This window comes from Plantibacter elymi (nom. nud.), assembly GCF_900177795.1.
GTDB classification, from domain to species: domain Bacteria; phylum Actinomycetota; class Actinomycetes; order Actinomycetales; family Microbacteriaceae; genus Plantibacter; species Plantibacter elymi.
Genome location: NZ_FXWJ01000002.1, coordinates 294,574 through 312,486, shown reverse-complemented (window position 1 = coordinate 312,486; position 17,913 = coordinate 294,574). Strand labels below are relative to the sequence as shown.

The window sequence follows — 17,913 nt, the reverse complement described above, 5'->3', positions numbered from 1 at the left end:
GTCGTCAGCCGACGCGGACGAGCGTGCGCTGCCAACCGGAGGATCCGTTGGGAGCGATCGGCGCCTGCTCCTCGATCTGGAGGTTCCCGGCCTTGTCGGTCGCACGGACGGCGACGTAGTGCGTACCGGCGGTCGCCTCCCAGTCCATCCACCACTGCACCCAGGTGTCGTCGTTGATGGCGGTCGTGAGGTTGACGCTCTGCCAGTCGCCGTTGTCGATGCTGACCTCGACCTTGGCGATCCCGACGGTCTGGGCCCAGGCGACACCCGCGATCTTCGCCGGTCCGGCCGGCAGCTGCTTGTCGATGCGGGGCGTGTCGATCCGCGATGAGAGCTTGATCGGCGCCTTCGCGTCGTATCCGCGCGGGGTCCAGTAGGCCTCGTCCTTGTCGAAGGTCGTGACCGTCAGCTTCGTCAGCCACTTGGTCGCCGACACGTAGCCGTAGAGGCCCGGGACGACCATGCGAACGGGGAAGCCGTGCTCGAGCGGCAGCGGCTCGCCGTTCATCGCCACGGCGAGGATCGCGTCGAGGTTCGGGTCGGTGAGCGACTCGAGCGGTGTGCTCGCCGTGAACCCGTCGACGCTCGTGGACAGGACCATGTCGGCCTTCGAGTCGGGCATCGCCCGCTTGAGGACGTCACGCACCGGGATACCGAGCCACTTCGCGTTGCCCAGGAGGTTGCCGCCCACCTCGTTCGAGACGCAGGTCATGGTGATGACGTATTCGTCGAGCCCCATGGCGAGGAGCTCCTCGAAGGTGATCTGCACCTGCTCGCCGACCATGCCGTCGATCGTGAGCGTCCAGGTGGCCGGGTCGACCGTCGGCACGGTCAGCGCGGTGTCGACGCGGTAGAACTTGTCGTTCGGTGTGAAGAGCGGGCTGAGGCCGTCGACGTCCGCCTCGGCTCCGTCGGGGATCGTGACGGTCGACTTCGGCGCAGGGAGCTTGAGGGCGTCGCGGACGGCCGTGATCGACGAGGTGGTGACGTTCACGAGGCGTGCGCCCACGCCGACGACGACGGCACCGGCCGCCGCGATGCCGGCCACGCGGAAGAAGCCTCGGCGGTCGAACGCCGCGCGCTCGTCGTCCGAGCCGTTCGCGGCTCGCTTCGGCAGGCGACGACTCAGGAGGACGAGGATCACGACACCGGCCGCCAGACCGAGGATCACGGGGACGACGGCGAGCGGGGTGGCGCCGGCACGGGTTACGGTCGTCGCACCGGCGAAGACGCCGGCCGCGATGAGGACCACGACACCGAGCGGTGGACGGATCTGCTGCAGGACCCCGGCGATCGCCGCGGCGATCACGACGGCGACCCCGAGGCTCACGAGGAGGAAGATCTTGTCGTTGCCACCGAAGGTCTCGATCGCGAACTCCTTCGCCCACCGCGGGACGATGTCGATGACGAACGATCCGACGGTGAGGAGAGGACTGCTGCCTCGGGCGAACAACAGCGCCGCCAGCTCGGCGATCGCGAGGAACACCGCTGCTGCGACGATGCCGGACAGTGCTGCCGCGAACCAGACGAGGCGTCGTCCGCTCCGCGTGGTGCCGGTCTGGTGCTTCGATGGCATGTGCTTCTCCCTGATCGTGGCTCGACAGGAGTTCGGAGCACTGCCCGGATCAGACGGGTCGGATTCGTCGTCCGCCCGTCTCCTCGGCGGTCAGGCCGTCGAGACGGCCAGCCGCAGTCCCGTCTCGGACGCCAGCCGGATGGCCTCGGCGAACTCCTGCTCGCTCCGGTCGCGCTGCGCTACGAGCGCCGGATCACGGTCGGCGAGGGTCAGACTCGTCGTGATGACGTGGACGTCCATGCCGAGCGCTCCGCCGAACAGCGTCCGCAGCGCCGGCACCTCGTGATCCCAGCCCTCGGTCGGGCTGCCCGCGTCGTAGGCGATCCCGCGGCTGGTGGCGATGACGACCGGCCGACCGGTGAGCGCTCCCGTGTCCGCGGAGGTGACGCCCGGCACGTGGATGTGGTCGATCCACGCCTTGAGCGACGACGGGATCGAGAAGTTGTAGAGTGGCGCGCCGATCACGACGACGTCGGCGCCGAGCAGCTCGTCGAGCAGGACGCGCTGGAGGGTCTCGGCCTCGGCGGGCGGGTTCGCGCCGGGGAGGCGGTCGGCCGGCGCCCAGTGGAGACTCGCGTCGGCGAGGTGGGGGACCGGATCCAGATGCAGGTCGCGACGGACGACGATGCCGGTGGGGTCGGCGGTCGACCAGGCGTCCACGACGGCCTGCGAGAGCCGGCGGGACCGGGAGGTGTCGAGATCGGCGGAGGAGTCGAGGTGCAGGAGGGTGGGCATGCGGCAACGCTAGCAAGCCGCGTCCCGTCCGCTTCCTTGCGGCACGCACTGGTGGCGGTTACCGTCGCAGGATGGTCGACGCCCCAGCCCCCACCACGTCCGCCCGCCCGGACGCACGCGTCCTCGACGAGACCGACCCGCTCGCGGAACACCGCGCGGCGTTCGTCCCGGCCGAGGGCGTCGTCGCCTACCTCGACGGGAACTCCCTGGGGCGGCCGTTGCGGGCCACGGCGGAGCGGCTACAGTCGTTCATCGCCGAGGAGTGGGGGACGAGGCTCATCCGGTCGTGGGACGACCGCTGGTTCGAGCTGCCGCTGACGCTCGGCGACCGCCTGGGATCGGTCGTGCTCGGTGCAGCAGCAGGCCAGACGGTCGTCGCCGATTCGACGACCGTGCTGCTGTACAAGCTGATCCGCGCGGCAGTCGACGCGACGTCGTCCGCCGGAGGAGCCGCTGGGCGCGACGAGCTCCTGATCGATGCGGGGAACTTCCCGACGGACCGCTTCGTGATCGAGGGGATCGCCGCTGAACGGGGTCTGCGCGTCCGATGGATCGACGCCGACCCGGTCAACGGTGTCGCCGTGCACCAGTTGCGCGAGGTGGTCCACGAGCAGACCGCACTCGTCGTGCTCAGCCAGGTCGACTACCGGTCCGGAGCGCTGCTCGACGTCGAGGAACTGACCGCGATCGCGCATCAGGCGGGAGCACTCGTCCTCTGGGACCTGTGCCACTCCGCCGGTGCGGTCCCGATCCAGCTCGACGAGTGGGGCGTGGACCTCGCGGTGGGCTGCTCCTACAAGTACCTCGGCGGCGGACCCGGTGCTCCGGCCTTCGCCTACGTCGCGGCGCGCCATCAGGATCGGCTCCTCCAGCCCATCCAGGGGTGGATGGGCGCTGCCGACGTCTTCGCCATGGCCGACGCCTATCAGCCGGCCGTCGGGATGCGCCGGTTCCTCAGCGGGACACCACCGATCGTCGGCATGCTGCCGCTCGAGGACTCGCTGACGCTCATCGAGTCCGCCGGGGTCGTCGCCATCCGCGCGAAGTCCGTGGCGCTCACCACGTTCGCGATCTCCTGGGCCGATGAGCACCTCGCGAGCTCTGGTGTCAGGGTGATGACCCCTCGTGACCCGGCGCGTCGCGGTGGTCATGTGACGCTCGGTCACCCGTCGTTCCGAGAGATCACCCCGCTGCTCTGGAATGCGGGCGTGATCCCCGACTTCCGGCACCCGGACGGTCTCCGCATCGGGGTCGCACCCTTGAGCTCCGGCTTCGCCGAGCTCGAAGTCGGGCTGACCCGGATCGCCGAGGCTGTCGACCGGTGGACGGCCTCACCCGGATCCACTCCGCTTGACGGACGTCCGTCGTAGGCTTGGCGGCATGCCCGCTGCCTCTGGAACCCAGTACCGTCTCCACCGCGCCGGTCCGCAGGGCGAGGTCCGAGCGACGGTCACCGAACTCGCCGCCGGACTGCGCGAACTGACGGTCGGCGGACGCACCCTCGTGCAGTCCTTCGGTGAGGACGTCGTCGCCCCGATGGGGTGCGGGATGGTGCTCGTGCCGTGGCCCAACCGCGTCCGGGACGCCCGGTGGACACTCGACGGTGAACCGCAGCAGCTCGACGTCACCGAGGCGGCCACCGGGAACGCCTCCCATGGTCTCCTGCGCAACACGGGATACCGGGCGGGGGAGCACACCGATCACGCGGTTACCCTGCTCGCCTCGGTGTTCCCGCAGCACGGCTACCCGTTCCGCCTCGACACCTCGGTCGCCTACACCTTGGACGACGACGGCCTCCGGGTGACCCACACCATCGTGAACCGGTCGAGTCGCCCCGCGCCGGTCGCCGTCGGCGCTCACCCCTACCTGGCGCTCGGCGGGGTGCCCACCGCCGACCTCACCGTGACGGTGGCCGCCGACACCTGGTTCGAGACGGACGAGCAGCGCATCCCGGTCGCCTCCCGTCCCGTCGACGGCACCCCGTACGATCTGCGCTCGGGTGCGCGCGTGGGCGACCTCTCGATCGACGTCGGCCTGGGTTCGGTCCGGCAGGTCGACGGTTCCGTCCGACACCGGCTCACCGCACCGGACGGCGACACCGTCGAACTCTGGGCGGACGACGACTTCCGGTTCGTCCAGGTCTACACGCCGAAGAACTTCCCGGCGGCAGACGGACCGACGCAGGCCATCGCCGTCGAGCCCATGACGGCCCCCGCCGATGCGCTGAACAGCGGGACCGGACTCCGGTGGTTGGACCCCGACGAGCGGTGGTCGCTGTCCTGGGGGATCCGACTCACGCAGGTGTGACCGGCACGCCGTTCGGCGGACGGTCGACCGTCCCACGGGCGGAGGAGGATCAGCTCAGAGGATGACGCCGCGGGGGCGATGATCGCCCCGGCGTCCGATGTGCCGCCCCCGGGTGTCGGCGGACACTGGTGGCATGACCACGCACCTGGACACCAGCCCGAATCTCTTCACCCTGTCCACGCCCCGGGTCGCGCAGACCGAACGGCTTCAGGTGGCGCGGCCGACGGCTCGACCGCGCGGACGGTTCGGGGCCTTCGTGGGCGTCCTCCTGGGGAACATCGTCCTCTGGAGCACGCTCTTCATCACGATCGGCATCGTGCTCGCGCTGCAACTCGGCATCGTCGGCGTCATCGCCGCGTCGATGTTGCGCTGAATTCGATCCCCGCGTCAAGTCCCTGAGCCGGCGAGGCCCGTACCGGATTCGTCTGCTGCGTCCTCGGCGGGCGCGTCGTCGTCCAGCGCCTCGTCCTCGACCACGGCGTCCGGGAGCCCGGGCAACATGGCCGCCGCGCCCTCGTCACGGATGCCTTCGACCGCCCCGAAATCAGACATGATGCTTCCTCTCGATCGTCGTGCCCGTCAGCGTAACCGGCGGACACGACGATCGACAGCCCTTGCGGGCGGGAGCTTCGTCAGTCGACGATCGACACCGTCACGTCGATGTTGCCGCGCGTGGCGTTCGAGTACGGGCACACCTGGTGCGCCTGGTCGGCCAGCTGCTGGGCTTCATCGTGCGTCACGTTCGGCACGTAGACGTCGAGCTCGACGGCCAGGCCGAAGCCGCCCTCACCGTTCGATCCGATGCCGACGCTGGCCGACACCTCGGCGTCCTTCGTGTCGAGCTTCGCGGTGCGCCCGACGGCGTGGAGGGCGCTGAGGAAGCACGCGGCGAAGCCGGCGGCGAACAACTGCTCGGGGTTGGTGCCCTCGCCGCTGCCGCCGAGTTCCTTCGGGGGACGGGTGTCGAAGTCGAGGAGGTCGTCCTCACTGCGGACGTGTCCGTCTCGTCCGCCTCCGGTGGCATGGGCAACTGCTGTGTACGCGATATCCATTGCTCCATCCTTGCACCGTCGTGCGTGCGCGATGCACCTTCGCCGGGACCTCTCGGCAGTCGTTCAGTGCAGCGTGGATCGAGCCGCGTCGACCACCGCCGTCGTGACGAGCTCGAGCAGCCGGGAGTGGAGTCGCCACTGCTGCCAGAACAGCGGGACGTCGACGCCGCCGGTCTCGTCGAGCACGACGAGTTCGCCCCGGCGCAGCGGCGCCTCGGACTGCGCGTCCGGGAGCATGCCCCAGCCGAGACCGAGGCCGACGGCGGTCGCGAAGTCCGCCGACGCCGGGACATGGTGTCGCGGCGGGTCCGCGGGGTCGACGCCCCGTCGTCGGAGGTAGGCGTCCTGGAGATCGTCCTTCCGGTCGAACACGACGACCGGCGCAGCCGTGAGCGCCGGAGCGGTCGCACCATCCTCGAACCAGCGCGCCGCGAACGTGGGTGACGCCATCGGTCGGTATCGCATCCGGCCGAGGGGGCGCACCGTGCACCCCTGGACGGGCTCCGCATTCGAGGTGACCGCGGCCATGACGCTGCCGGCACGGAGGAGGTCGGTCGAATGGTCCTGGTCCTCACGAGCGAGGTCGAAGACGATCGACTCCCGGGCGGCGACGTCCGCCAGCACCGGCAGCAGCCAGGTGGCGAGGGAGTCGGCGTTCACGACGATCGGGATCACCGCCGGGCTGGCCGGCGTGAGCGCGTCGTCGGCGTGCAACTCGAGCGCCGCGTCGTGACCGAGCAGGTGCACCGCGCGGCCGAGGCGGAGCACGATCTCACCTGACGCCGTGATGGTGATCGGTTTGGTCCGGAGCAGGAGGACCCGGCCGACGCTCTGCTCGAGGGCCTTGATGCGTTGGCTGATCGCCGACGGCGTCACCATCAGCTCCCGTGCGGCCGACTCGAAGGTGCCGTGGTCGACGGCGGCGACGAAGGCCCGCAGTTGCTCGAAATGGACATCCATCATAAGAGGATCTTACGATTCATCAGAATATTGAACTGGATTCATCACCCTGAGCCTCCTACGGTCGGAGGATGACCTCCGCACTGCAGGCCGTGATCGCGGGCCTCGGCCTCGGCCTCTCACTCATCGTGGCCATCGGCGCCCAGAACGCCTTCGTCCTCCGGCAGGGCATCCGGCGCGAGCACGTCCTGCCGGTCGTCCTCGTGTGCGCTCTCTCCGACGCGGTGCTCATCATCGCCGGTGTCAGCGGCATCGGCTTCGTCGTGGAGCGGTTCCCCGTGGTCCTCGTCGTCCTCCGTTGGGCCGGCGCGGCCTTCCTGCTCGGCTACGGCCTGCTGGCCGCACGCCGCGCACTCGCCCCGTCCGGTCTCGCCGCCGACCGTGGTGGCAACGGTCTCTCACTGAGGGCGGCGGTGCTCACCGTGGTCGGCCTCACCTGGCTGAACCCGCACGTGTACCTCGACACCGTCCTCCTCCTCGGCTCGATCGCGAACACGCACGGGGAGGTGGGGCGGTGGTGGTTCGCCGCCGGCGCGGTCCTCGGGAGCATCCTGTGGTTCACCGCTCTGGGGTACGGCGCTCGGTTGCTCCGCGGCGTCTTCGCGAAGCCCGTGGCCTGGCGCATCCTCGACGTCGCGATCGCGGTCGTCATGATCGCCCTCGCGATCATGCTCGTCCTGCGGCCCTGAGCGTGCTCGAGGGTGCCTGGTTAGGATTGCCGGGTGATGAGAACCCTGCGTGAGGTCAACACGGTCGTCGAGCGCCTCTGGCCACTGTCCGGAGCCGAGGACTGGGATGCCCCGGGGCTCCTCGTCGGCGACCCGGACCAGCCGGTCGGGCACGTGCTCCTCGCGGTCGACGCGGTCGGCGTGACCGTCGACGAGGTGCTCGAGCGCCCCGACGGTCTGCTGCTGGTCCACCACCCGCTGCTGATGCGTGGTGTCACGACCGTGGCGGGCGACCGGTACAAGGGGTCGCTCATCACGCGCCTGATCCGCGGCGGCGCCGCGCTCATCGCCGCCCACACCAACGCCGACGTCGTCGCCGACGGGACCTCGGACGTCCTCGCCCAACGTCTCGGCCTCCACGACCCGACTCCGATCGTCCCCGCCGCCGACGGCCTGACCGGGCTGGGTCGGGTCGGCGAGCTCCCGGAGGAGACCTCGCTCGGCGCTCTCGCACGTGCCCTCGCCGAGATCCTGCCGGCGACCGCCACCGGGATCCGTGCCTCCGGGGACTACGACCAGGCCGTCCGGAGGATCGCGCTCTGCGGAGGAGCGGGGGACTCGCTCCTGTCCCACCCCGCGGTCCGCGCGGCCGACGTGTACATCACGGCCGACCTCCGCCACCACCCGGCGTCCGAGGCCCGGGAACAGGCACTCCTCGGCGGCGGTCCGGCCCTCATCGACGTCTCCCACTGGGCGAGTGAGTGGCTGTGGCTGGAGGGGGCCGCTGACGCGCTCCGACGAGAGCTCCCTGGACTCGACGTCCGGGTCAGCGAACTGCGTACCGACCCGTGGGACTTCGTCGTCACCCAGTAGTCGGCGCGGCCGGTAGGGTGATGAGTCGAGAGTTTGGAACAGACGTGAAAGCCAGCCCAGCAGACCAGAAGACGTTGCTCACCCTGCAGAGCATCGACACCGGCGTGCAGCGCACCGCCCACCGCGCGGCGAACCTCCCCGAGGCCGCGCGCATCGCGCAGCTCCAGGCCGAGATCGAGACCGTGCGCCTCCGTCGCCTGGAGCGCGTCGGCGTCCGCGACGACGCACAGACCGAGCTCGGGCGCATCGAGTCCGACGTCGCCGTCGTCGCGGCCCGCATGAAGCGCGACGCCGACCGTCTCCAGTCGTCCACCTCCGTCAAGGACGTCGAGGCGCTGCAGAGTGAGATCGCCTCCTTGCAGAACCGGCAGAACAACCTCGAAGAGATCCAGCTGAACGTCATGGAGCGGGTGGAGGCCGCGGAGGACGCCGTCGCCCAGGTCGACGCCGAGCGCGCCGGACTCCAGGAACTCCTCGACGAGGTCGTCGCCAAGCGCGACGCCGAACTCGTCGAACTCGAGGCCGAACGGGCACGACTCACCGCCGACCGCGAGTCACTCGCACCCGGCATCCCCGCCGACCTCCTGGCCCTCTACGACCAGCGCCGCGCCCGCGGCGGTATCGGTGCAGCGCTGTTCCGCGCCGGCACCTGCGGCGCATGCAAGATGTCGCTCACCGGCAACGACCTCCAAGCCGTCCGCGCTGCACCGTCCGAAGACGTCGTGCAGTGCCCGGAATGCGCCGCGATCGTCGTCCGTACGGACGAGTCCGGCCTCGTCTGAGCCGGACGCGGGCTGCACCACACCGGCGGTCCGCGGCCGCTGTCACGGGCCGGTAGACTCGTCTCCGTGAACGGGCCGGCTAGACGGTCGCGTCACCGAGACCTCCGGGTGTCGGTGCCGAGGAACGTCCGGGCTCCACAGAGCAGGGCGGTGGGTAACACCCACCCGGGGTGACCCGCGAGACAGTGCCACAGAGAACAGACCGCCGTGGGCGACCACGGTCAGGGTGAAACGGTGGGGTAAGAGCCCACCAGCGACCGGGGTGACCCGGTCGGCTCGGTAAACCTCGTCCGGAGCAAGGTCAACAGGGAACGCTGAGGCTGCTCGCCAAGTTCCCGGGTAGACCGCTAGAGGGCGGCGGCAACGTCGTCCCGAGAGAGATGGCCGTCGAAACGCGCAAGCGTGGGACAGAACCCGGCGTACCGGTCGACCCGTTCACACCCCACTCCCACGCCGAGCGCTGCGACGGAACCGCCGCAGCGCGTGGCGCAGTGCTCAGGCGATGCGTTCGGCGGGGCCGGCGGCGAGAGCGGCTGCGCCGAGGATGCCCGCGTTGTTCCGGTGCACGGCGGGGATGATCGGGGTGTCGAGCTGCAGCAGCGGCAGGAAGTGGTCCGCGTGCTTGGACACGCCGCCGCCCACCACGAACTGGTCGGGCGAGAAGAGGAACTCGAGGCGCTCGTAGTACTTCTGGAGACGCTTGGCCCACTTCTCCCAGCTCAGGTCCTCGCGCTCCTTCACCGCGTAGGACGCCCGCGTCTCAGCGTCCTTGCCGTCGATCTCCAGGTGCCCGAGTTCGGCGTTCGGGATCAACGTGCGGTTGTAGATGAGCGCCGTACCGATGCCGGTGCCGAGGGTCGTCAGGATCGTGAGGCCGCTGGCGCCCTTGGCCGCGCCGAACTCGGTCTCGGCGTAACCGGCCGCGTCGGCGTCGTTCACGAAGGTGATCTCGCGCCCGAGTCCCTGCTCGAACAGCTGCTCGGCTTCGAGGCCGATCCAGGCGTCGGAGACGTTCGCCGCGGACATCGTCCGGCCGTTCCGGACGATCGCGGGGAAGCAGACGCCGAGCGGGAGTCCATCCGAGGCCGGGGACAGCTGCTCGAGCACCTCGCGCACCGTCACGACGATGTCCTTCGGCTCGCCGCCCTTCGGCGTGGGGATCTTCACCCGATCGGTGAGGAGGGCACCCGTCGTGAGATCGACGACCGCACCTTTGATGCCGGTCCCTCCGATATCGATGCCGACGGCGGACCGGGGAGCTGCGTTCGTCATGCGTCCAGCCTAGAGCGCCGCGGGCGGTGCGGCGGTGTCGATCGCGCTCGGAACGGTCAGACCTCGGCCCCGCGTTCGGTGACGACGAGCGTGTGCTCGAACTGCGCGGTCAACGACCGGTCGCGGGTCGTGACCGTCCAGTCGTCGTCCCACTGCTCCCAGTCCTGGGAGCCGATCGTGAGCATCGGCTCGATCGTGAACACCATGCCCGGCTCCATCACCGTGTCGTAGAGGGGCGCGGCGTCGTAGTGGGGGACGATCAACCCCGAGTGGAATGACCGGCCGACGCCGTGGCCCGTGAAGTCGCGGACGACGCCGTACCCGAACCGCTTCGCGTAGGACTCGATCGCACGACCGATGACGTTGATCTGCCGGCCGGGCGCGACGGCCTTGATCCCTCGGTTGAGGGCTTCGCGGGTGCGCTCGACGAGGAGACGTGTGTCGTCGGCGACGTCGCCGACGAGGAAGGTCACGTTGCTGTCGCCGTGCACCCCGTCGAGGTAGGCGGTGATGTCGATGTTGACGAGATCACCTTCGCGCAGAGCGGTGTCGTCGGGGATGCCGTGGCAGACGACCTCGTTGATCGAACTGCAGATCGACTTGGGGTAACCGCGGTACCCGAGCGTCGACGGATAGGCACCCTTGCCGATGACGAACGCGTGGCCGATGGCGTCGAGTTCGTCAGTGGTCACCCCGGGACGGACCGCCGCTCCGACGGCCTGGATCGCATCGGCGGCGATGGTCCCGGCGACCCGGATGCGCTCGATCTCCTCCGCCGAGTACAGATCGCCCCGGGTGTCGGTGGCCGGTGCGGCGCGGCCGACGTACTCGGGGCGGACGATCGTCTCCGGCACCGATCGGGGGCGGCCGACGCGACCGGGGATCAGGTGACCTGCGGTGTCGAAAGGCATAGGATCAAGCCTAACCGAGCAGGGGAGACGCGCCGTGGCGAAGGAACCATCCGAGCAGTACTGGTACAACACGAAGACCGGTCAGGTCGAGTTCGGCTTCGAGTCGAGTGTCGTCGACCGCGTCGGTCCCTTCGAGACGGCTGCGGAGGCCTCGCACGCACTCGAGCGACTGCGCGCCAACAGCGCGAAGTGGGATGCCGACGAGGCTGCCGAGGACTGAGCCACCCGGGTCGCAACACGAGCGGATTGCGGGCAAGCCCTCTTCCGCAGGCGTGGTGTGATCCGCCAGGATGGGCCGAGCGATGAAGCTCGAGCGGGGGGAACATGCACAGGATCGACCGTCTGCGGAGGCGACCGATCGCCGTCGGACGAGGTGCCGTCGCGGCCCTCAGCCTCGTACTCCTCCTCATGCCGACGTCGCCGGCCGGCGCAGCGCCGGTGGTCGCCACCGAGGTCAGCGCAGCCGAGTGCGTCACCCCGGTCCCCGGCGGTTCCCGCTGCGGCGTGTTGACGGTGCCCCTGTCGCGGGCGGTGCCGGACTCGCCGGAGGCGACCCTGCCGTACGTGCTCGTACCGGCCACCCTCGAGACGGGACGGCCACCGCTCGTCTACCTCGCCGGGAGCTCGTCGCTGTCGACGCTCGACATCGACGCACTCGCGGTCGCCGGCGGCCTTGCCGCCGATCGTGACGTGGTGTTCGTCGAGCGCCGGGGCGGTCCCGACGCCACGCCGTCGCTCGACTGCGCGCCGGCGACCGCAGCCATCCGCGCCTCGCTCGGCGTGGACGGGGACCGCGCATCGCGCGTCGCCGCGGTCGGCACGGCCTTCGCCTCCTGCGCCGCGGCCTGGCAGGAGGACGGCGTCGTGCCGAGCGACTTCGCCGTCGCGCCTGCGGCGGCGGATCTCCGCGACCTCCGGCAGCAGCTCGGTTACGACCGGTGGACCATCCTGGCCGCGGGCTCGTCGGCCGGTGTGGCCCTCGCGGCCGCCGACGTCGATCCGGGTGGCGTCGACGGCGTCGTCCTCGACGGCCCCGATCTGGGTGCACCCGGGATCGTTTCCGCAGGCGGCGTGGCGGCCGCCCTGGCCGTCGTCCGAGCGCGCGGTGTCGAGCCGCAGGGTCCTGTTCCGTCCCCGTCGGCGGCACCACGGGCCGCCGCCGCTGAGGAACCGGAGTCCGCGACCCCGGACACCGCGCCGAGCGAGCCGTCGCGTTCCGCCGGCATCCTCACCGCCGCCACCGATGGGCTCGTCGCCGAACCGCACCGCACCTCCGGAGCGCGACCGATCACCCTCGGTGGCGACGCGCTCCTGGCGATCACCTCATACGCGTTGTCGGAACCCACCGCCCAGGCGGCACTCCCGGTGCTCCTGAGCTCGGTCGCGGACGGCGACAGCACGGTGCTGGATCCCGTGGCGAACGATGCGATCGCCCAGCTGGCCGACTCCGGCGGCATCCTCGACCGCGTGCTCGGGTGTTCGACGACCGGCTGGCCTGGTTCGATCGAACGCTCGGACGCGGAGGTCACCACGACGACGCTGCTGGAGGACGTTTCGGCCGCTGCCTGCTCCTCGTTCGCCGTTGCTGCGACGCCGCCACCGGGAGCGATCGGGACGTCGGTCCTCCTGCTCGGTGCCCCGGAACAGGCCGCCGCCTTCGCCGTCCCCGTCGCCGACGGCACGCCGGACGCCCTCGTGGCGGTCTTCCCCGGGTCGGGCGCCGTCCCAACGTTGAGCAGTGCGTGCGCACGGGTCGCGGTGCGCGCGTGGCTCAGCGATCCGGCGAGCTATCGGGCGCTCTGCGACACTGACGACGCAGCCGTCGCCGTCGTCGATCGAGCCGATGTCGCGGCGAGCCCACGGTGGGCCCAGCAGACCTCGTCGGACGCCGGCGGCAGGTGGTTGCTGCTGGTGCTGCCCATCCTGTTCGGGCTCGTGGCCATCGGATGGTCCGTGGCGTGGGGCTACCGCTTGATCACGCAGGCGCTTCGGCGCCAGTCGGTCCAGGACGGTCTGCTCCTGGGGATCGCTCCGGTGTTCGGAGCGACGTGGGCGATCGGAGGAGCCGTCGTGCTCGTCCGTGCGGCTGCGTCGAACCCGGCGATCGCTCTCGTCGGGGTGCCCGCCGCGTTGCCGTGGCTCTCCATCGCCCTCCTCGTGAGTTGCCTCGGGTTGGTGCCCGTCTGGCAAGGGGCCAACCGTGGATCGCGGCTGCGGATCGCCGTACTCTCGCTGCTGTGGGCGGCGACGGCCGGCTGGACCGCACTCTTCGTCCTCGCCTGGTGGTGAGCCGTGGATCGCCCACGCCCGGCGCGCGCTGATGAGCGGGAACGGGGACGGAGCCAGTAGCCTAGACACGGGCCGCCGGCCGAAGGAAGAGGGGCAGATGGATAAGCAGCGCGACTTCGTTCTCCGCACGATCGAGGAGCGGGGCGTCAAGTTCGTCCGGCTGTGGTTCACCGACGTCGTCGGGACCCTCAAGTCCGTCGCGATCGCCCCGGCCGAAGTGGAAGGCGCGTTCTCCGAGGGCCTCGGCTTCGACGGTTCCGCGATCGAGGGGCTCAGCCGCTCCTACGAGTCGGACCTCCTGGCCCACCCCGATCCGACGACCTTCCAGATCCTGCCGTGGCGCGGCGAGATCGACCCGACGGCGCGCATGTTCTGCGACATCACGACGCCCGACGGCCAGCCCGCCGTCGCCGACCCGCGGAACGTCCTGAAGCGCACCCTGGCGAAGGCCGCCGACATGGGGTTCACGTTCTACACGCACCCCGAGATCGAGTTCTACCTGCTGAAGTCCTCGCAGTACGGCGTCGACGGACCGGAGCCGGTCGACTCCGCGGGCTACTTCGACAACGTCCCAGGTGGCACCGCGCACGACTTCCGTCGACGTTCCGTCCGGATGCTCGAAGACCTCGGGATCTCCGTCGAGTTCAGCCACCACGAGGCGGGACCCGGCCAGAACGAGATCGACCTGCGGTACGCCGACGCCCTGACGACGGCCGACAACATCATGACCTTCCGCACCGTCGTGAAGGAGGTGGCGATCGAGCAGGGCGTCTACGCGACGTTCATGCCGAAGCCGCTCGTCCACCAGCCCGGCAGCGGCATGCACACGCACATGTCGTTGTTCGAGGGTGACTCGAACGCCTTCTACGAGGCGGGTGCGCAGTACCAGCTCTCAAAGACGGGCCGGCAGTTCATCGCCGGACTCCTGACGCACGCTCCGGAGATCACCGCGGTGACGAACCAGTTCGTGAACTCCTACAAGCGACTCTGGGGTGGCGTCGGACCGAACAAGCTGTCCGAGGCCCCGAGCTTCGTCTGCTGGGGCCACAACAACCGCTCGGCACTCGTGCGCGTGCCGCTCTACAAGCCCAACAAGGGCCAGAGCGCTCGGGTCGAGTACCGCGCCATCGACTCCGCCGCCAACCCGTACCTCGCCTTCTCGCTCATGCTCGCCGCTGGGCTGAAGGGAATCGAGGAGGGCTACGAGCTCCCGCCGGAGGCCGAGGACAACGTCTGGACCCTCTCCGACACCGAGCGTCGGGCACTGGGATACAACGCGCTGCCCGCCAGCCTCGATCGCGCCGTCAGCCTCATGGAGGGTTCCGAGCTCGTGGCGGAGACGCTCGGCGAGCAGGTGTTCAACTACGTCCTGCTGAACAAGCGACAGGAATGGCACGAGTACCGGGCCCAGGTGACCCCCTTCGAGTTGGCCAGCAACCTGGAGATGCTCTAGACGAGGGGACCGGTCGGTCGCATGGTCCGCGAGAACATCTCCCTGAGCACGCTCGCCCGACTCGGGTTCACCGGTCTGGGTGAGGCCCGTGACCGGCTGGACGAGCTCGCCGAGCTCGTCCAGCTCGACCCGGCGTCGCTCTCGCCGTCCTTCGCCGTCGCGGCCGACCCCGACGCCGCGCTGGTCGGTGTGCTGATGGTCGGTCGGAAGTCACCCGACGAGCTCTCAGCGCTCCTGGCGGACCAGGCCTCGGCCGAGCGACTGTTCCGATTGTTCGGCGCCTCGCAGGGGTTCATCGACTTCTTCCTCCGCCACCCCGACCAGCTGTCGGTGTTCGAGTTGCCGGTCACCCGCGTCCCGACGCTGCAGGAGGCGCGCGACGAATTGCTCGCGAGCGTCGGTGCCGAGGACGGCTTCGCCGCGATCGTCGAGGAGCCGGCCTGGGACGCGATCCGCGTCGTGTACCGGCGACTGCTCGCCGAGGTCGCCCTCTTCGACCTCTGCGCCCCGGATCCGATCGTCGTGCTCGACCGGGTCGCCAGTGCCCTCTCCGACCTCGCTGCCGGTGCGTTGGAGGCCTCCATCGCCGTCGCACGCACGCAGACGAGCGGCCCGAGGGGTCCCGGCGTGTACCCGCGCGAAGAGGTCGCAGCCACCCGCTTCGCCATCATCGGCATGGGCAAGGCGGGCGCACGGGAGCTGAACTACGTCTCCGACGTCGACGTCATCTTCGTCGGTGAGGGTTCGGGGGACGGCGAGGACGGGCTCGACAACGGGCGTGCCGTCGAGATCGCCACCCGGCTCGCGGTCCTCACCATGCGCGGTCTCGGACAGGCTGGTCTCGAGCCGAGCCTGTGGGAGGTCGATCCGAACCTCCGCCCGGAGGGGAAGGCAGGCGCCCTCGTCCGCACGCTCGAGTCGCATCTCGTGTACTACGACCGCTGGGCGAAGAGCTGGGAGTTCCAGGCACTCCTCAAGGCACGGGCCCTCGCCGGCGATCCCGACCTCGGTGCCCGTTACATCGAGGCGGTCCAGCCGAAGGTGTGGGGGAGTGCGTCCCGCGAGGGCTTCGTGGAATCGGTGCAGCGCATGCGCGAACGGGTCACCGAACACATCCCGGCGGAGGACGTCCACTACCAGCTGAAGCTCGGCCCGGGCGGGCTCCGCGACATCGAGTTCACGGTGCAACTGCTGCAGCTCGTCCACGGACAGCTCGACGATTCCGTGCATCAACGCGGAACTCTCGCAGCCCTCGACGGCCTCGCGACCGCCGGCTACATCGGTCGTGCCGAGGCGCAGGAGTTCGCGCACGACTACCGCCTGCTCCGCGTGCTCGAACACCGCTTGCAGCTGACGCGACTGCAGCGCACGCACATGATGCCGCGCGACGAGCCGTCGCTCCGATCCCTGGCCCGATCGAGCACGCTCGCGACGACCGCACAGGCCCTCGTCACGCGATGGGAGGCCACGAAGCACGGTGTCCGGCAGCTGCACGAGCGATTGTTCTACCGGCCGCTGCTCTCGGCGGTCGCAGCCTTGCCCGAGAGCGGTCTGAGTCTGACGAGCGGTCAGGCGGAGGCGCGGCTCGCGGCGATCGGCTTCGTCGACCCGCGCGGCGCGCTCGCCCACATCGGGGCACTCACCGCCGGCGTGTCTCGGCGCGCCAACATCCAGCGGCATCTGCTCCCCGTCATGCTCGGCTGGTTCGCGGACGGCGCCGATCCCGACTACGGATTGCTCGCGTTCCGGCGGCTCAGCGAGTCCCTCGGCGAGTCGCACTGGTTCCTGCGGATGCTTCGCGACTCCTCAGGTGCGGCCGAGCGGCTCACGCGGGTCCTCTCGGGGTCCCGGTTCATCGGCGAGCTCATGGACCGCATCCCCGAGTCCGCCGCTTGGCTCGCGGGCGACGAGGACCTCCTCCCACGCTCGTCCGCCGCGCTCGGCGAGGAGATCGCCGCCATCCTCAGACGACACGACTCACCGGACACCGCAGCCGCCGCCATCCGCGCGGTACGGCGACGCGAAGTACTCCGCCTGGCGATGTCGTCGACCGTCGGCATGCTTGACGTCCAGGGCCTCGCCGCCGGGCTGACGGACGTGTCGACGGCGACGCTCGCAGGGCTCCTCGGCGCCGTCAGACGCATCGGCGGCCTGGGAGCGGACATCGAGTTCGCCATCATCGCCATGGGCCGCTACGGCGGCGCAGAGCTCGGCCTCGGTTCCGACCTCGACGTCCTCTACGTGTTCCGGCCGAAGGACGGGGTCGACACCCAGGATGCACAGCGCCAGGCCGGAGCGATCGCCGCAGAACTCAAGCGTCTGAGCGAGGACGCCCGGCTCCCGCTCGACCTCGACCTCGACCTCCGTCCCGAGGGGAAGAACGGTCCGCTCGTGCGCTCCCTCGATTCCTACCGGAACTACTACGCGCGCTGGTCCCTCACCTGGGAGGCGCAGGCGCTGCTCCGCGCCGCCGGGGTCGTGGGCGACACCGAGCTCATCGAGGCGTTCACGGAGGTGGCGGACACGGTCCGCTACCCAGCCGCGATCAGCGAGCAGTCCGTCCGCGAGGTCAAGCGGATCAAGGCACGCGTCGAGAACGAGCGGCTGCCGCAGGGTGCCGACCCGACGAGACATCTGAAGCTCGGGCGCGGCTCGCTCAGCGACGTCGAGTGGTTCGTGCAGCTCCTCCAGCTCGAGCACGGAGCGGCGGTGCCGTCGTTGCGGACCACCTCGACGCTCCGAGCGCTCGACGCGGCGGTGGAGGCGGATCTCGTCGACGGGGAGTCCGCCGAACGACTCCGAGAGGCCTGGATCCTCGCGTCGCGGATCCGCTCGGCCATGACGCTGTGGTTGAACAAGACGCAGGACGTGCTGCCGAGCGACCGACAACAGCTCGAAGGCGTGGCGCGACTCCTGGAGTACCCGACCGGGTCGGCGAGTCTCCTGGAACAGGACTACCTCGCGGCCACCCGGCGTGCCCGGACGGTCTTCGAGCACGGCTTCTACGGCATCTGAGCCGATCGCCTCGACCACAC

General features: G+C 70.2%; 17 protein-coding genes and 1 other RNA gene. 11 read left to right on the top strand and 7 right to left on the bottom strand.

The genetic code is table 11. The annotated features are described in order from the left end of the window. Positions 1-4: 4 nt before the first annotated feature. Together CCK91_RS06375 and CCK91_RS06370 are read right to left on the bottom strand one after the other, a co-directional pair. A complete protein-coding gene (locus CCK91_RS06375) occupies positions 5-1,576 on the bottom strand; it encodes a molybdopterin-dependent oxidoreductase (protein WP_086473351.1) in 1,572 nt (523 codons plus the stop codon). Between the two features lie 90 nt (positions 1,577-1,666). Continuing rightward, positions 1,667-2,311 (bottom strand): FMN-dependent NADH-azoreductase, encoded by a 645-nt coding sequence (locus tag CCK91_RS06370; protein ID WP_086473350.1) that lies wholly within the window; start codon positions 2,309-2,311, stop codon positions 1,667-1,669. Between the two features lie 71 nt (positions 2,312-2,382). Here CCK91_RS06370 and CCK91_RS06365 point away from each other — a divergent pair, with 71 nt between their 5' ends. From CCK91_RS06365 to CCK91_RS06355, 3 genes are all read left to right on the top strand, one after another. Continuing rightward, positions 2,383-3,681, top strand: coding sequence for a kynureninase (locus tag CCK91_RS06365; protein WP_086473349.1), 1,299 nt, complete (start codon positions 2,383-2,385; stop codon positions 3,679-3,681). Between the two features lie 10 nt (positions 3,682-3,691). Further along, complete coding sequence (locus CCK91_RS06360) at positions 3,692-4,618, top strand: aldose 1-epimerase family protein (RefSeq protein ID WP_086473348.1); 927 nt, start codon at positions 3,692-3,694, stop codon at positions 4,616-4,618. A 133-nt stretch (positions 4,619-4,751) separates the two neighbouring features. Further along, positions 4,752-4,991, top strand: coding sequence for a hypothetical protein (locus CCK91_RS06355; protein ID WP_086473347.1), 240 nt, complete (start codon positions 4,752-4,754; stop codon positions 4,989-4,991). A gap of 14 nt (positions 4,992-5,005) precedes the next feature. Here the strand turns inward: CCK91_RS06355 and CCK91_RS19615 are convergent, their stop codons facing one another. The 3 genes from CCK91_RS19615 to CCK91_RS06345 form a co-directional block, all read right to left on the bottom strand. Then, complete coding sequence (locus CCK91_RS19615; protein ID WP_165766994.1) at positions 5,006-5,170, bottom strand: hypothetical protein; 165 nt, start codon at positions 5,168-5,170, stop codon at positions 5,006-5,008. Between the two features lie 80 nt (positions 5,171-5,250). Beyond that, positions 5,251-5,670, bottom strand: a complete 420-nt coding sequence (locus CCK91_RS06350) for an organic hydroperoxide resistance protein (RefSeq protein ID WP_064293757.1) — start codon at positions 5,668-5,670, stop codon at positions 5,251-5,253. A gap of 63 nt (positions 5,671-5,733) precedes the next feature. Continuing rightward, positions 5,734-6,633: a LysR family transcriptional regulator ArgP gene (locus CCK91_RS06345; protein ID WP_086473346.1), complete on the bottom strand. Its 900-nt coding sequence runs from the start codon at positions 6,631-6,633 to the stop codon at positions 5,734-5,736. Positions 6,634-6,701: 68 nt separating this feature from the next. On the opposite strand from CCK91_RS06345, the gene CCK91_RS06340 reads away from it, so the two are divergent. The 4 genes from CCK91_RS06340 (at position 6,702) to rnpB (ending at position 9,391) form a co-directional block, all read left to right on the top strand. Then, a complete protein-coding gene (locus CCK91_RS06340) occupies positions 6,702-7,319 on the top strand; it encodes a LysE/ArgO family amino acid transporter (RefSeq protein WP_086473345.1) in 618 nt (205 codons plus the stop codon). 36 nt (positions 7,320-7,355) lie between these two features. Further along, on the top strand, positions 7,356-8,171 hold the full coding sequence (locus tag CCK91_RS06335) for a Nif3-like dinuclear metal center hexameric protein (RefSeq protein ID WP_086473344.1): 816 nt from the start codon (positions 7,356-7,358) through the stop codon (positions 8,169-8,171). Between the two features lie 44 nt (positions 8,172-8,215). Continuing rightward, complete coding sequence (locus tag CCK91_RS06330) at positions 8,216-8,953, top strand: zinc ribbon domain-containing protein (protein ID WP_086473343.1); 738 nt, start codon at positions 8,216-8,218, stop codon at positions 8,951-8,953. Positions 8,954-9,024: 71 nt separating this feature from the next. Continuing rightward, an RNA gene (gene rnpB, locus CCK91_RS06325) (RNase P RNA component class A) lies at positions 9,025-9,391 on the top strand. Between the two features lie 57 nt (positions 9,392-9,448). Here the strand turns inward: rnpB and ppgK are convergent. Both ppgK and map read right to left on the bottom strand, forming a co-directional pair. Continuing rightward, the gene (ppgK, locus tag CCK91_RS06320; RefSeq protein WP_079705867.1) at positions 9,449-10,225 is read right to left on the bottom strand and encodes a polyphosphate--glucose phosphotransferase; all 777 of its coding nucleotides are present in this window, start codon (positions 10,223-10,225) and stop codon (positions 9,449-9,451) included. 56 nt (positions 10,226-10,281) lie between these two features. Continuing rightward, positions 10,282-11,136 (bottom strand): type I methionyl aminopeptidase, encoded by an 855-nt coding sequence (gene map / locus CCK91_RS06315; RefSeq protein WP_086473342.1) that lies wholly within the window; start codon positions 11,134-11,136, stop codon positions 10,282-10,284. Between the two features lie 34 nt (positions 11,137-11,170). Here map and CCK91_RS06310 point away from each other — a divergent pair, with 34 nt between their 5' ends. The 4 genes from CCK91_RS06310 (at position 11,171) to CCK91_RS06295 (ending at position 17,893) form a co-directional block, all read left to right on the top strand. Then, the gene (locus CCK91_RS06310; RefSeq protein ID WP_064293764.1) at positions 11,171-11,356 is read left to right on the top strand and encodes a hypothetical protein; all 186 of its coding nucleotides are present in this window, start codon (positions 11,171-11,173) and stop codon (positions 11,354-11,356) included. Between the two features lie 104 nt (positions 11,357-11,460). Further along, entirely contained in the window at positions 11,461-13,425 is a 1,965-nt protein-coding gene (locus tag CCK91_RS06305; protein ID WP_086473341.1) for a hypothetical protein, read from the top strand. Positions 13,426-13,522: 97 nt separating this feature from the next. After that, positions 13,523-14,878: a glutamine synthetase family protein gene (locus CCK91_RS06300; RefSeq protein ID WP_079705870.1), complete on the top strand. Its 1,356-nt coding sequence runs from the start codon at positions 13,523-13,525 to the stop codon at positions 14,876-14,878. 21 nt (positions 14,879-14,899) lie between these two features. After that, a complete protein-coding gene (locus tag CCK91_RS06295) occupies positions 14,900-17,893 on the top strand; it encodes a bifunctional [glutamine synthetase] adenylyltransferase/[glutamine synthetase]-adenylyl-L-tyrosine phosphorylase (RefSeq protein WP_086473340.1) in 2,994 nt (997 codons plus the stop codon). Positions 17,894-17,913: the final 20 nt, after the last annotated feature.